Here is a 12,656-nt window from a genome sequence, read left to right as displayed (position 1 = left end):
GCTGACGAGCTTAATGGACACGGTTGATACCAGCACATTTGCCCAGTGCTTCGAACAGTGCCTCGTCGATCCCTAATTCGACGAGTGCACCTCCCCGGCAAGGAATTCAACTTAATTCGGGTTGCTGCACTTACGCGGACTGCCATAGCGTGAGTGTCGTACAAGGAAGTAAACTTACATATGAGTACCCAAACACTGCCACCCCGCACCTTTGATGCCTCTTCTGAGGGCATATCACCTTCTTCTTTCTACGCACCTTCGGGAGGCTTGCCTCCGCAAACACAAGTCATGACAGACCGGGCAGTGTTTACTAATGCGTATGCCGTTATTCCCAAAGGCGTGATGAGGGACATCGTGACCTCAAATCTGCCTTTCTGGGAAAAGACGCGTGCCTGGATTATTGCCCGACCACTCTCTGGGTTTGCTGAGACGTTTTCGCAGTACATCATGGAAGTTCAGCCAGATGGTGGCTCCCTTAAACCTGAACCAGACCCTGAAGCGCAGGGCGTGATGTTCGTTGTTCAAGGTGAGATTACGATCACAATGAGCAATGAGGCTTTCACGCTTACCGAAGGTGGCTACGCCTATCTGCCTGCTGGAGCCCAATATGAAGTGCGCAACGATAGCTCTCTAGCTGCCACTTTCCATTGGGTTCGAAAGCGCTATGAGGCTGTCGAAGGCATTGCGAGACCCGACGCGCTGTTTACCCATGAAAAGAATGCTGTTGTTGCTCCCATGCCAGATACCAATGGAGCCTGGTCGACGACGCGCTTTGTAGACCCCGGTGATATGCGCCACGACATGCACGTCAACATCGTGAACTTTGAGCCCGGTGGCTGCATTCCGTTTGCTGAGACCCACGTGATGGAACATGGCTTGTATGTTTTGGAAGGGAAAGCAGTCTATCGGCTGAATAACGATTGGGTTGAAGTGGAAGCCGGTGACTTTATGTGGCTGCGCGCTTTTTGTCCGCAAGCTTGCTACGCTGGCGGTCCAGGCCGTTTCCGGTACTTGCTTTACAAAGACGTCAATCGACATGCCCAGCTCTGCTCGTTTCAAAGGTGATCAGATATGGGTAATCAGGTCACAACAGAGCGCACCATACGGATTGAGAAGCTCACCTCTGCGGTATTTATGCCGTTTGGTGAACTGATTGAGACCGGCGGGACATCACCTATCCTAATCAACGAAGGCCGATGTGAGCGTTTTTCTGATCTGGCTGGTGTTGAGTTTATTGGTGGCCGCGCTGGTGTCAGCCTGTTTCAGGCAGAGCTTCGCAACCTGCCGCACACGCTGACGATGTTGGAGCGCCATCCATTGGGCTCGCAATGCTTCATTCCGATGAACCAGTCAGAATATCTTGTCATAGTCGCCGAAGATGAAGGTGGACGGCCTTCATCACCTCGTGCGTTTATGGCGAGTTCAACCCAGTCCATCAATATCAAACGGAACACATGGCACGGCGTTCTGACTCCCATCAACGGGTCAGGACTGTTCGCTGTTGTCGACCGGATTGGGGACGGAAACAACCTAGAAGAACACTGGCTGAAGGAGGCCTACTTAATAACGGAATAACACTGTGCGTCATTAGTAGGAGGGGACTAAATGACCAGCAATTCCATCGGGACACCAGAACAACTGCGTGATCCGAACTACACACCTGCCTTACATAAGGCGGTTCCACTTGGCATTCAGCATGTGCTTGCCATGTTCGTCTCAAACGTTACTCCGGCGATCATTATTGCCGGAGCTGCCGGATTTGGGTTTGGCTCTGATGCAGGGGCGCAGGGCTTCCCGGACATGACATACATGATCCAGATGTCCATGCTGTTTGCCGGAATAGCGACGCTTTTTCAAACAATTGGAATGGGAGCAGTCGGAGCCCGCTTGCCGATTGTGCAGGGTACCAGCTTTGCTTTCATACCCATCATGATTCCACTCGTTGCAGGTAAAGGTGTTGAAGCTTTGCCTGCTCTGTTTGGAGGCGTGCTCATTGGTGGTTTGTTCCATGCCATTCTAGGGATGTTCATTGGCCGCATTCGCTTTGCCTTACCACCGCTGGTGACTGGTCTTGTCGTAACCATGATCGGTCTGGCGCTGGTGAAAGTGGGCATTCAGTATGCTGCGGGTGGTGTGCCTGCCATTAACAAGCCTGAGTATGGAAGTATGCTCAACTGGTCTGCTGCGCTCATTGTAATTCTCGTCACGCTTGGCTTGAAGTTCTATGCCCGCGGGATCCTAGCTGTATCTGCCGTGGTGATTGGCATACTTGCAGGATACCTTTACGCGATGATGGTTGGCATGGTGACTGTGGATGGGATTGCTGCAAGCGTTGGTCGCTCTGCATCTTTTGCCCTGCCAATGCCGTTTGCCTATGGCTTTGATTTCAGCCTTGCTGCTGTTGTTGGCTTTTGTCTCATGGCGTTTGTGAGTGCAGTTGAAACTGTTGGAGATGTCTCTGGCATTACCAAAGGTGGTGCAGGTCGTGAGGCGACTGACAAGGAGATCCAAGGGGCAACCTACGCTGATGGTTTTGGCACCGCCATAGCCGGTGTTTTTGGTGGTTTGCCGAACACATCCTTCAGCCAGAATGTGGGGTTGATTGCCATGACAGGCGTGATGAGCCGCCATGTGGTGACCATTGGTGCCTTGTTCCTCATCGTGTGCGGACTGATACCCAAGGTTGGAGCGATCATTCGCACAATTCCCATCGAGGTGCTCGGCGGAGGTGTGATCGTTATGTTTGGAATGGTGGTTGCCGCTGGCGTCTCCATGCTCTCCGACGTCAACTGGAACCGCCGGAACATGGTGATCTTCGCGATTGCGTTATCAATCGGCCTTGGCTTGCAGCTGGATCCAAAAGCTGTTCAGTATCTGCCTGACACACTGCGCATTTTGATGACGAGTGGCTTGCTTCCTGCAGCTCTGATCGCGATTGTACTCAATCTTGTATTGCCAGAAGAGCTTACTGCCGAAGCAACGGAAGAAGTTTCAGGCGGCATGGCCTCACAAGAGGATGCACCACTAAAACCAGCAGGCTCCCAAGCCTAAAGAAACTCCCCTCGCCGTTTTGCTATGGCGAGGGGAGATTCTCTTATAGTTTCTGCCATGCACCGCCGTTCTGAGAGCTTTTCACGGCTGTTTCAATGAAGTTCAGCCCATCCAACCCATCAGATACAGTCGGAAGCAGTTTGCTCCACTCGGGTTCTGACTGGCCTAAAATGCGCGCAGCCAAAACATCAGCAAACTCGTTATAGATTGTTGCGAAGGCTTCCAGATACCCTTCCGGATGACCACCTGGAATGCGAGAGACTGCATTTGCGGCTTCTCTTGCATCGGGGCCGCCACGTGTAATGCGGTAGCTTGACTTCCCATAGGGTGAGTAAACCAGATGGTTCGGGTCAGCTTGCACCCACTCAATACCGCCTTTGTCTCCATAAACGCGCAGTCTCAGCCCATTTTCGTTACCCGGAGCAACCTGAGACGCCCACAGCATTCCTTTGGCACCATTTTCATAGCGCAACAGCATCTGCACATCATCATCCAGCGCTCTGCCCTCTACGAAACTTGTCAGCTCCGCCAAAACTTCCGTTGCTTTCATGCCGGATACGAAGGAGGCAAGATTGTAGGCGTGCGTGCCGATATCTCCGATACAGCCGCCTGCTCCGGATCGTTTTGGATCAGTACGCCAGCTGGCTTGCTTTTGGCCTGATTGCTCAATCGGCTCAGTCAGCCAATCTTGCGGATACTCCACTTGAATCAGACGAACTTTCCCGAGTTCACCTGCCTCAATCATAGCTTTCGCCTGCCGAACCATTGGGTAGCCGGTGTAATTATGCGTCAACAGGAACAGCTTGCCAGTTTCCTCAACCAGTTGAACAAGCTTTTCGCTTTCTTCACTCGTCGTTGTCATCGGCTTATCGCAGATGACATGGATACCGGCCTCGAGCATCGCGCGAGCTGCCGGATAGTGCATATGGTTAGGCGTCACAATGGCAACTACATCGACCGGATCATCCCGAAGCGGTTCTTTTTCTGCCATTTCTTCGAAGGAGGTATAGGCACGATCAGATGAGATATAGAGTTCTTCAGCTGACGCTTTTGCCCGCGTTGGATCAGAAGAAAGGGCTCCAGCAACAAGTTCATAGCGATCATCCAAACGCGAAGCGATGCGGTGAACTGCACCGATGAATGCACCCTGACCGCCGCCGATCATTCCCAGACGCAGCCTACGTCCCAATTTTTTCGGAATATCCAACACTTGTTGTGGCTCAGCAGCTTCGACGGTCATTATGCATTCTCCGTATTTCTCAGGCGCAGATATCGGTTAGCGCAACAGCACCACCTGAACCTGTAGGATCATTAAGTCTGAGATCGGTAATTGCAAATGCTCTTTTGCAAAAGTGTTGGTCATTTCGGAGAAACTGTTTCAAAATCCAGACTGAACTATTGCTGACTTAAGGGAGAGCAGAAGGTCTTATGCCGAACTCATCAGAGACCACCCGAGCCTATTACGAGAAGAATGCAGAGAGCTTTATCGAACGCACACTGCATCTGGACATGGAGGAGCACTACCAACGGTTCCTCAAGAGAGTGCCGCCAGGTGGGCGAGTTCTCGATGCGGGATGCGGGTCCGGGCGTGATGCCTATGCTTTCAAGCAGCTTGGCTTTGAAGTTGACGCCTTCGATGCATCTGCTGAAATGGTGAAATCGGCTAGTAAACTGACCGGTATAGATGTCCAGCAAAACACATTTCAGGAATTTAACAGCGAGCAGGTTTACGATGCTATCTGGGCCTATGCCTCATTGCTTCACGTTCCTTATTCTGAACTTCCTCTCGCACTCACCAATCTCTGCAATGCCCTCAAGAATGGCGGCACCTTGTTTGCTTCTTTCAAATTGGGAGAAGGAGAAGTAAACCGCGATGACGGGCGTCGCTTTTCCATGATGACCGAAGCCCACTTCAGCAACATCCTGCAGCAGGTCCCGAACCTACAGCTTCAAGACGCCCGCATTACGCTGAGCAACAAGCCCTACAGCCCTCACGAGAAGTGGCTTACGATGATCATTGAAAAAGTAGGCTAAAGAACAAATGGCGGAGAGTGAGGGATTCGAACCCTCGGAACACTTGCGTGCTCAACGGTTTTCGAGACCGCCCCGTTCGACCACTCCGGCAACTCTCCTAATTGATCCTCGTGGTGAGGATTGCAGGACCATATAAAGAAGCTTTCCCTTCGGCAAGCCCTGCGACCGCTATGCCGCAGATAACTCACAGCTCACGCGTCACCTGCCAATAAAAAACGCAGTGAGCGAACCCACTGCGTTGAAATGACTGTCCATTTCTGGAGAGTTATGCGGCTTGAACGTTTTCAAGGAAGGCTTTGATCGAGCGGTTAAACTGATCAGCTTCTTCAGAGATGCTGTCTGCCTGATTGTTGATGTCTTCTGCCGTTTTGGTGGAGTTTTCAATAGTGCTGGCAACTTCCCCCATTTCGGACTCGCCAATACGGGACTGATCAGATGCATCGGTCACAGAACGCGCGATTTCGCCAACAGTTACAGACTGCTGTTCTACAGCTGCTGCCACTGCTGAAGAGCTGGTGGATAGCTTCTCCATCATGCTCGTCACTTTTTCGATGGAGCCAACGGCATCAGTAGACACCTGCTGGATCGCATGGATCTGTTGCGAGATTTCTTCCGTTGCCGTGGTGGTCTGGTTTGCCAGATGTTTCACCTCAGAAGCCACAACCGCAAAGCCTTTGCCCATCTCGCCAGCACGCGCTGCCTCAATGGTGGCGTTGAGAGCAAGAAGGTTGGTCTGGTCTGCGATATCCTTGATCAGGCTAACAACTTTTCCAATACGGGATGCAGTTTCAGCCAGCTCCTGAATTGTCTTGGACGTGTTAATGACAAGCCCACCGACTTCATCGGCAACGTCTTTGGAGTTCACCGCTTCAGACGCGACTTCCTTAATGGAAAGAGACATTTCCTCACTGGCAGATGCCACTGTTGCCACTGATGTTGATGCGTGGCTGACCGCATCACCTGCTTTGCCAGCTTTATCAGAGACACTTTCTACAGTGACATTCAAAGCGAAGGAGGCTTCATGCAAAGACTGGATTGCGGAGTTAAAGCCATCACCTGCGGCCGTTGCTGCTTTTTCAAACTCTCGCACCAGGAGAGCAACTTTCTGCTCACGTTCCTGACGACGTTTGTTATCTTCATCGCGCTCATCGTTCAGCTGATTCCGCTCAATGGCGTTGGCACGGAAGACTTCCAGGATCTTCGCCATTTTCGCGAACTCATCCCGGCCTTTGGTGCCCTCGATATTGATTGAGACATCCCCTTTTGCCAGAACGCCCATGGCCGTATGCAGATTCGCCAGGGGCCGAGAGATGCGCCATGCAATATAGCCAGCAATCATCAGGCCGATAATGCCCATGGCGCCAGCTTGCAACAAGAAGCGCTGCATGCTTGCCGCTGATGCCTCATTATGAAGCGCAGTTGCTTCGGCTTCACCTGCCGCACCAAAATCGTTGAGCTGTTGCGCAGCCGGGATCATTTCGTCCAGTTGTTCCAGAGCGAAGACCATTTCCTCCTGAATGTCAGCATTCAGAGTTTCAATCTGCTCTAGCGTCTCTGTGTAGGTTGCCCAGAGCTCGCTCACTACCTGAGATGTTTCTTCTGGCATTTTTGCAGTTTGAATGACCATGCCAAACTGCTCTATGCGGCTTTTGAAGGTGCTCTTTTCAATTTCATACCCGTCAACGCCAATGGTCCATTCCATGGCTTGAAGATCTTTTAGCAAACCAGCGACACGATGAGTGTCTTTGCTGACGTTCAGTTTCCGGCGTGCCTTATTAATTTCGAGCTGCATTGTGGAACTTGCCCCCTGAAGGACTGAAATGAGACCTCCATCTGAGCTGGTTCCACGCTCGAGCGTCGCTTCAACCACTGCGCCAAACGTCTCTGAAAACCCGTAGGCATAGCCTTCCAGGTTATCGTAGAGTTCGTCCTCAATGCCTGAAACATTCAGTTCACGTGTTTCTTCTACCAATACAACAACGCGCTCACGAGCATCTGCTGCAATGTCAGATGCCTCTGCTTTTGGATGAAGCAAAAACTCCCCACCAATTGCGCGCATACGATCTACTGCTGCACTAATCGCCTGAGCGTTTTGCATCAGCTGGTTATAGGTCTGCGTATTTTTTTGAAACTCAGCATTCTGGCTGTTCATTTGGGAGAGGGAAATCAACGCCCCACCCAGCACAAGTATCGGCAACAACCCAAGAGCTGTAACTCTAGTTACGACGGAGTATATCCAGGCGAACTTTGGAATGCGCATTTTATGCCCCCCGCACGTATGCGGTTTAATTCATTGGATGATAATGATCGCGAGATTGTCACATACATTCCATATTCGGCGCTCATTTCTCCCCTAAGCACTTGTATGGAACATGCACAAATCTCTTTGCGCTATTGTTGGCTGGCGAAGGTTTATCGATCCTTAAAACAATCATAGAATGAACCTTAAAACGCAGCGTAATAGGTATTTGGACGTAACAATTAGATCGTAGGTATAAATCTGACTGCGCAACCATAGCGCGAATCACTCCAATACAGGAGCGTTCTTTGACAGTTGAGTATTCGTGACATAAATCTCACCTCTCGTATTTCTAATATAATTGGCGAGATTCTGCGTTGACATTCCAGAATGCCTGCGTATATTCCAGCAGCTCATAAATTGCGGGGAAACCCGTGTTTTCGCGCTGTCCGAGGCAAGACATCGAAACCGCCTTCTGGTTTTTTCCAGAGTTTGCGGTCGATCTCCCCGAAACGGGACGTTCCTAGAGCATAAAGGAAACGGTCGACAAAGTTCGCAGTTTGCTGCGACGCCAAAGGGTGCGCTTAGATAAGAAGGACATGCGCATGTTCGCAGTCATCAAAACAGGCGGTAAACAGTACACTGTTGCTGCTGACGATCTTCTGAAGATCGAAAAAGTTTCTGCCGAAGCTGGTGAAACAGTAACTTTTGACGAAGTTCTCATGGTTGGTTCAGATGCTGAAACCACCATTGGTGCACCAACCGTTGAAGGCGCTTCTGTTGTAGCTGAGGTTGTTGAGCAGGGTCGTGATCGTAAGATCATCATCTTCAAAAAACGTCGTCGTCAGAACTCCCGTCGTCGTAATGGTCACCGTCAGGCTTTCACTACTGTGAAAATCACCGACATCCTGACCAGTGGCGCTAAGCCAGCTAAAAAAGCCGCTGCTCCTAAGAAAGCTGCCGCTGCACCAGCTGCTGAAGGCTCCGACGATCTGAAAAAATTGCAGGGTCTTGGCCCAGCAATTGAGAAAAAGCTGAATGCTGCAGGTATCTCTACCTACGCACAGATCGCAGCTCTTTCTGCTGAAGACATCGCCCGCGTTGAAGAAGAAACTGGCACTAAAGGCCGCTTCGAACGTGATAACTGGGTTGCACAGGCTAAGGAACTCGCAGCGAAGTAATTCGCGCAAGTTTCTGTCCTAGAGATTAAACGAGGAGTACTTCGTTATGGCTCATAAAAAAGCTGGCGGTTCATCCCGCAACGGTCGCGACTCAGCTGGTCGTCGCCTTGGTATCAAGAAGTTCGGTGGCGAAGCCGTGATTCCTGGCAACATCATTGCACGTCAGCGTGGCACTAAGTGGCACCCAGGCGCAGGTGTTGGCATTGGTAAAGATCACACCATCTTTGCGACCGTCGAAGGCAAAGTTGCATTCGAAGAAAAACGCAATGGCCGAACATTTATTAATGTGATGCCGGTGGCACTCGCCGCCGAGTAACGCTGACGTGATAATCCAAATCGTCGGCGTCTCATCAGACCCCGACGGATTTGGAAAAATCCGGTTCAGATCGAAAGATCAGAAAAAGGGGAGATGGGACGCCATCTTCCCTTTTTCTTTGTCCAGTGGGATGGGCAGTAGACCGGAGTTAAAACCATGGTAGTTGAATACGAAGAAATCCCAGAAGAAAGCAGTTGCATTGCGGCCGGGTCGCCGCAGGACACCGCGCGTCTTGTCATCGACCGAGCGCGCAAGGATGATTTGGCTGACATCCTGTTTTTGGCCAACAACCGTCGGATCGCTGAGAAACTGACGAACATGCCGCATCCATTCACGTATGAAGACGCTAAAGCGCTCGTGAAACGGTGTGATGTGCAGTTGCCATCTCAGGCGACGTTCGCGATCCGCATGAAGAACACTGGCCGTATTATTGGCGCTATCGGTTTCAACCCGCTTGCCGAAGACTTTGGTGCTGTGCACCTGGGTTATTGGGTGGGCGAGCCATTCTGGAACCAGGGATATGCGACAGAAGCTGTTCAGTCTGTTATCGAATTCGCGTTTTCTAATGGCGTTAAGGAGCTCTCCGCTTCTTGTCGCGTGAGCAATCCTGCCTCGCACCGCGTGCTGTCAAAGTGCGGCTTTAAGCAGGACGGAACGACAAAGCTGCATTCTCTCGGCGCTATGGCCGTGGTGGATGCCACACGCTTTACACTGACCCGCAGCCAATGGATCGCGAATACGCGATGGGGCTCTGCTGGTTAAGTGATGCCAGATCAGCAGGTTGCAATGACAGCAACCTGCTTTCGGCAGCGTGATTGTTGTTTGGCTGTAACGGCTTACTCTCAACCACACAAAACCAGCAGGCTTTTACCTGATCCTGATGCAGTCGCTCTGTCTGCAATCCGGGTCATTAAGGCCATGCTGCGTTTTACCTTCACTTACCTACTCCAACGAACGATTAGAGAAATATGAGTTTGATTTACAAGGCCTTTTACAATGTTGACTACAACTATAGATACCCAAAGACTGAGGCTTCGCCCGTTCCAATCTGACGATCTCCCTCGCTTTTGGGAGATCGGACCTTCTAACTATGAAATAGCACGCTGGCTCACCGGGTTAACGTGGCCTCCAATCATGATGGAAGCCGAAGCCTTTATAGAACAGGCGTGCCTTGCAAATGCTGAAACGGACTCATTTCCGTTTGCCATCGACTGTAACGGACAGCTTATAGGCGGCGTTGAAGTCCAAAAATCCGGTGACCTCAAAGAGTTCCCGGAGCTACCAACCATTGGCTATAGGCTTTCCGAAGCCGCACATGGCCAAGGGTATATCACTGAAGCATGTGTTGCTGCGCTGCATTGGGGCTTTGCGCGCGCTGCATGTGACACCTTCGCCGCTCGTGTGTTTGCGACGAACTATTCCTCTCAGAAGGTATTGAAAAAGCTAGGCTTTGAGCCTGCTGGTGTTTGCCTTCGGTACTCTAAATCTTTGCAACAAGACATTGAGAATATCATCATGCATCTGCCGCGGGATCGGTTTGAGGCACTGCATGGTGATGCGCATGTGATGATGGGAGCAGCACAATGACCACTTTTCCTCGTTTGAGAACAGCCAGTCTGACACTTCGGGAATGGAGAGAGACGGATGCGCCTCGCATTCTTAAACTGCTGCAAAATCAGAATGTTACTCGAATGCTGGCGAGTGCTCCGTATCCTTATACCAAAGCGGATGCTGAGGTCTTTCTGCAAAGGTTTATGCCCAGAGACCTTGGCCATGGAGTGAACTGGGCCGTTGAGCTGCAGGGGGAAGTGGTTGGTGGCGTTGGTGCTGGCCACCTTTCCAGAAAACCTGAACTCGCCTTTTGGCTTGCAGAAGAACATTGGAAAAAAGGCATTATGTATGAGGCAGTTAGTGAGGTTCTCCGTTACTTGCTGCTGGAACGTGAGCTGCCTTCCGTCTTTGCCGATGCCTTTAGCGACAATGCGGGATCTCAGGCACTGATCCGAAAACTTGGGTTTGTTCATACCGGACAGAATGAGGGACGAAGCCGTGCCCGCCTCGCGGGCAATTATCCGACAGAAGAGTTCCTCATATCCCCGCTTGATTTTATCAGTGCACAGCAGTCCAGAGCGCAGGAGGCAGCGCAATGATTTTTCCGGAATTACAAACCAACCGTTTGATTTTAAGAGCACTTCAGCCGGATGATTATCCTCGGCTGCGGTTCCTGTTTTCTGATTTTGATGTGGCGCGGATGACTGCCAGCTTTCCGCATCCGATCACTAATGAGTGGGCGCATGAGTTTATCACTCGTAGTCATTCTAATGATCTGAATTCGGATGTGGTTTGGGCGATTGATAATGGTACCGGCTTCATCGGGTCCATTGGCGCACACCGGATCGGCAAATCTGCTTCTTTGGGCTATGCGCTTGGAAAATACTACTGGCGGCGGGGTTATATGAGTGAAGCCGTGCAAGCCGTTGTAAACTATCTACAAAATGAGCGTTGCGTTGAGAACGTTGATGCGTGCGTTTTTTTGGAGAATCCTGCGTCATTCCGCGTTCTTATGAAGAATGGCTTCGTTCCAACCTCTGTCTGCACGCATTCCTGCGCTTCCAGAGAGTCCGACGAAATTGAGACCCAAAATTTCGAACTCAAGCTGACACAGTCTGCTGAGCAACCACAGCTTGCCGTGGCGGGGATAAGATAGGATGGCTTTTCCAGAACTGAAAACAGACCGTCTTCGATTGCGCATGATTGAAGACGGTGATCTGGATCGCCTTGTCCAGCTGGCGAACTCTTACGCGATTGCGAGCATGCTCTCTGGCATGCCGCATCCGTTTACAGAAGAGACTGGCAGGTTCTACATCCATCGCGGCAAAACCAATGATCCTGCCAGTGTTGTGTTATGGGCCATTGATGATGGAACTGGCCTTGTCGGTTGCATCTGGTCAAAGTTTGAGGATGGTACTGGTTGGACCGGTTATTGGATGGGTGAGCCTTATTGGGGGCGTGGCTACATGAGCGAAGCTCTACGTACAGTTCTGCGTTTCGGATTTGAGCAGCGCTTTGTTACGAACTTTGGGGCCGGTGTGTTTGCCGACAATCCCGCCTCCTCTCACTTGTTGGAGAAGATGGGCTTCAGCAAAGTAGGCGAAGAAACTATCCCCTCTAAAGGACGCGGTGATATCATGGTTCCACATCTCCGGCTTGCATTGCCCAAAGCCGATTTTGTGGACCTAGCAGAAGCGGAAGGTTGAGCGACATGACAACCCAAAGCACCTTCCCCGTTCTACGCAGCGAGCGTCTAGTCTTGCGGGAGATGCGGTCTGAGGATTTAGAGCGGCTTTGTGCGTACTTGGGGGATTTTGAGGTCTCCAAGTCGCTGAGCAGTCAACCGCATCCGTTTTTGGAAGCGGATGGGCGGAATTATATTGAGCAGGCGCTTGCCAACAACACAGCTGAGAATGTGACCTGGGCTATTGAGTTTGAGGGGCAGTTTTGTGGTGGTTTTAAAGCGAAAGAATTGCATGGAGCTGCGAGCGTTGGCTACTGGCTTGGGCGCGAGCATTGGGGCAAAGGGCTGATGAGTGAGGCTTTGCGTGTTGTTCTTGATTATCTGTTTGAAGCGCGTGCGCTGCATGTGGTGCGGACCGGAGTGTTCAAGGAGAACCCGGCCTCCATGCGGGTGCTGACCAAGATGAGTTTCAAGATTACTGGTGAGGCTAAGCACGCCTGCCGCGCGCGGGGCAATGTGGAGTTTGATGAGATCCAGCTTCAGATAACCCGAAATGACTTTCTTCGGCTGACTAATTCAGACGTGAATTCGTGAGTATTC

The 12,656-nt window shown here is 51.2% G+C and carries 14 protein-coding genes and 1 tRNA gene; 12 read left to right on the top strand and 3 right to left on the bottom strand.

Translation table 11 applies throughout. The annotated features are described in order from the left end of the window. Positions 1-231: 231 nt before the first annotated feature. From PsAD13_RS03680 to PsAD13_RS03670, 3 genes are read left to right on the top strand one after another with little or no spacing between them, the layout of a single operon-like run. Positions 232-1,065, top strand: a complete 834-nt coding sequence (locus tag PsAD13_RS03680; RefSeq protein ID WP_193757837.1) for a bifunctional allantoicase/(S)-ureidoglycine aminohydrolase — start codon at positions 232-234, stop codon at positions 1,063-1,065. A gap of 6 nt (positions 1,066-1,071) precedes the next feature. Then, positions 1,072-1,575 carry an ureidoglycolate lyase gene (locus tag PsAD13_RS03675; protein ID WP_063304326.1) on the top strand — a complete coding sequence of 168 codons (504 nt, stop codon included), beginning with the start codon at positions 1,072-1,074 and terminating at the stop codon, positions 1,573-1,575. A 30-nt stretch (positions 1,576-1,605) separates the two neighbouring features. Beyond that, positions 1,606-3,051: a nucleobase:cation symporter-2 family protein gene (locus tag PsAD13_RS03670; RefSeq protein WP_063306126.1), complete on the top strand. Its 1,446-nt coding sequence runs from the start codon at positions 1,606-1,608 to the stop codon at positions 3,049-3,051. Positions 3,052-3,094: 43 nt separating this feature from the next. Here the strand turns inward: PsAD13_RS03670 and PsAD13_RS03665 are convergent, their stop codons facing one another. Then, entirely contained in the window at positions 3,095-4,291 is a 1,197-nt protein-coding gene (locus PsAD13_RS03665) for a Gfo/Idh/MocA family oxidoreductase (protein ID WP_063306125.1), read from the bottom strand. 188 nt (positions 4,292-4,479) lie between these two features. On the opposite strand from PsAD13_RS03665, the gene PsAD13_RS03660 reads away from it, so the two are divergent. Then, a complete protein-coding gene (locus tag PsAD13_RS03660) occupies positions 4,480-5,085 on the top strand; it encodes a class I SAM-dependent methyltransferase (RefSeq protein WP_208986397.1) in 606 nt (201 codons plus the stop codon). Between the two features lie 8 nt (positions 5,086-5,093). Here the strand turns inward: PsAD13_RS03660 and PsAD13_RS03655 are convergent. Together PsAD13_RS03655 and PsAD13_RS03650 are read right to left on the bottom strand one after the other, a co-directional pair. Next, positions 5,094-5,183 (bottom strand) — tRNA-Ser (locus tag PsAD13_RS03655). Positions 5,184-5,350: 167 nt separating this feature from the next. Beyond that, a complete protein-coding gene (locus PsAD13_RS03650; protein ID WP_208981647.1) occupies positions 5,351-7,345 on the bottom strand; it encodes a HAMP domain-containing methyl-accepting chemotaxis protein in 1,995 nt (664 codons plus the stop codon). 584 nt (positions 7,346-7,929) lie between these two features. Between PsAD13_RS03650 and rplU the strand changes: the two genes are divergently transcribed. The 8 genes from rplU to PsAD13_RS03610 all read left to right on the top strand — a co-directional run bounded on the left by rplU (position 7,930) and on the right by PsAD13_RS03610 (position 12,650). After that, entirely contained in the window at positions 7,930-8,505 is a 576-nt protein-coding gene (gene rplU / locus PsAD13_RS03645; RefSeq protein ID WP_057461735.1) for a 50S ribosomal protein L21, read from the top strand. A 46-nt stretch (positions 8,506-8,551) separates the two neighbouring features. Next, positions 8,552-8,821 (top strand): 50S ribosomal protein L27, encoded by a 270-nt coding sequence (gene rpmA, locus PsAD13_RS03640; protein ID WP_057461576.1) that lies wholly within the window; start codon positions 8,552-8,554, stop codon positions 8,819-8,821. Positions 8,822-8,977: 156 nt separating this feature from the next. Beyond that, positions 8,978-9,583: a GNAT family N-acetyltransferase gene (locus PsAD13_RS03635; protein ID WP_063317281.1), complete on the top strand. Its 606-nt coding sequence runs from the start codon at positions 8,978-8,980 to the stop codon at positions 9,581-9,583. A gap of 234 nt (positions 9,584-9,817) precedes the next feature. After that, positions 9,818-10,408 (top strand): GNAT family N-acetyltransferase, encoded by a 591-nt coding sequence (locus PsAD13_RS03630; protein ID WP_084404627.1) that lies wholly within the window; start codon positions 9,818-9,820, stop codon positions 10,406-10,408. Then, positions 10,405-10,971 carry a GNAT family N-acetyltransferase gene (locus tag PsAD13_RS03625; protein WP_063317279.1) on the top strand — a complete coding sequence of 189 codons (567 nt, stop codon included), beginning with the start codon at positions 10,405-10,407 and terminating at the stop codon, positions 10,969-10,971. Before PsAD13_RS03630 ends, PsAD13_RS03625 begins: the two co-directional genes overlap by 4 nt. Next, complete coding sequence (locus PsAD13_RS03620; RefSeq protein WP_063317278.1) at positions 10,968-11,528, top strand: GNAT family N-acetyltransferase; 561 nt, start codon at positions 10,968-10,970, stop codon at positions 11,526-11,528. Before PsAD13_RS03625 ends, PsAD13_RS03620 begins: the two co-directional genes overlap by 4 nt. A 1-nt stretch (position 11,529) precedes the next feature. Further along, positions 11,530-12,078, top strand: coding sequence for a GNAT family protein (locus tag PsAD13_RS03615; RefSeq protein ID WP_063317277.1), 549 nt, complete (start codon positions 11,530-11,532; stop codon positions 12,076-12,078). Positions 12,079-12,083: 5 nt separating this feature from the next. Continuing rightward, complete coding sequence (locus PsAD13_RS03610; protein WP_063317276.1) at positions 12,084-12,650, top strand: GNAT family N-acetyltransferase; 567 nt, start codon at positions 12,084-12,086, stop codon at positions 12,648-12,650. Positions 12,651-12,656 lie beyond the last annotated feature (6 nt).

The organism is Pseudovibrio sp. Ad13 (genome assembly GCF_001623225.1).
Lineage (GTDB): Bacteria > Pseudomonadota > Alphaproteobacteria > Rhizobiales > Stappiaceae > Pseudovibrio.
The sequence above is the reverse complement of the archived record's forward strand: the minus strand, read 5'-3'. Positions and strand labels throughout refer to the sequence as shown.

Bases quoted from the DNA above. Each gene is read 5' to 3' on its own strand.
- PsAD13_RS03665 (WP_063306125.1), bottom strand. From the start codon at position 4,291: ATGACCGTCGAAGCTGCTGAGCCACAACAAGTGTTGGATATTCCGAAA.
- PsAD13_RS03625 (WP_063317279.1), top strand. From the start codon at position 10,405: ATGACCACTTTTCCTCGTTTGAGAACAGCCAGTCTGACACTTCGGGAA.
- PsAD13_RS03620 (WP_063317278.1), top strand. From the start codon at position 10,968: ATGATTTTTCCGGAATTACAAACCAACCGTTTGATTTTAAGAGCACTT.
- rpmA (WP_057461576.1), top strand. From the start codon at position 8,552: ATGGCTCATAAAAAAGCTGGCGGTTCATCCCGCAACGGTCGCGACTCA.
- rplU (WP_057461735.1), top strand. From the start codon at position 7,930: ATGTTCGCAGTCATCAAAACAGGCGGTAAACAGTACACTGTTGCTGCT.
- PsAD13_RS03660 (WP_208986397.1), top strand. From the start codon at position 4,480: ATGCCGAACTCATCAGAGACCACCCGAGCCTATTACGAGAAGAATGCA.
- PsAD13_RS03670 (WP_063306126.1), top strand. From the start codon at position 1,606: ATGACCAGCAATTCCATCGGGACACCAGAACAACTGCGTGATCCGAAC.
- PsAD13_RS03630 (WP_084404627.1), top strand. From the start codon at position 9,818: ATGTTGACTACAACTATAGATACCCAAAGACTGAGGCTTCGCCCGTTC.
- PsAD13_RS03635 (WP_063317281.1), top strand. From the start codon at position 8,978: ATGGTAGTTGAATACGAAGAAATCCCAGAAGAAAGCAGTTGCATTGCG.
- PsAD13_RS03610 (WP_063317276.1), top strand. From the start codon at position 12,084: ATGACAACCCAAAGCACCTTCCCCGTTCTACGCAGCGAGCGTCTAGTC.
- PsAD13_RS03650 (WP_208981647.1), bottom strand. From the start codon at position 7,345: ATGCGCATTCCAAAGTTCGCCTGGATATACTCCGTCGTAACTAGAGTT.
- PsAD13_RS03615 (WP_063317277.1), top strand. From the start codon at position 11,530: ATGGCTTTTCCAGAACTGAAAACAGACCGTCTTCGATTGCGCATGATT.
- PsAD13_RS03675 (WP_063304326.1), top strand. From the start codon at position 1,072: ATGGGTAATCAGGTCACAACAGAGCGCACCATACGGATTGAGAAGCTC.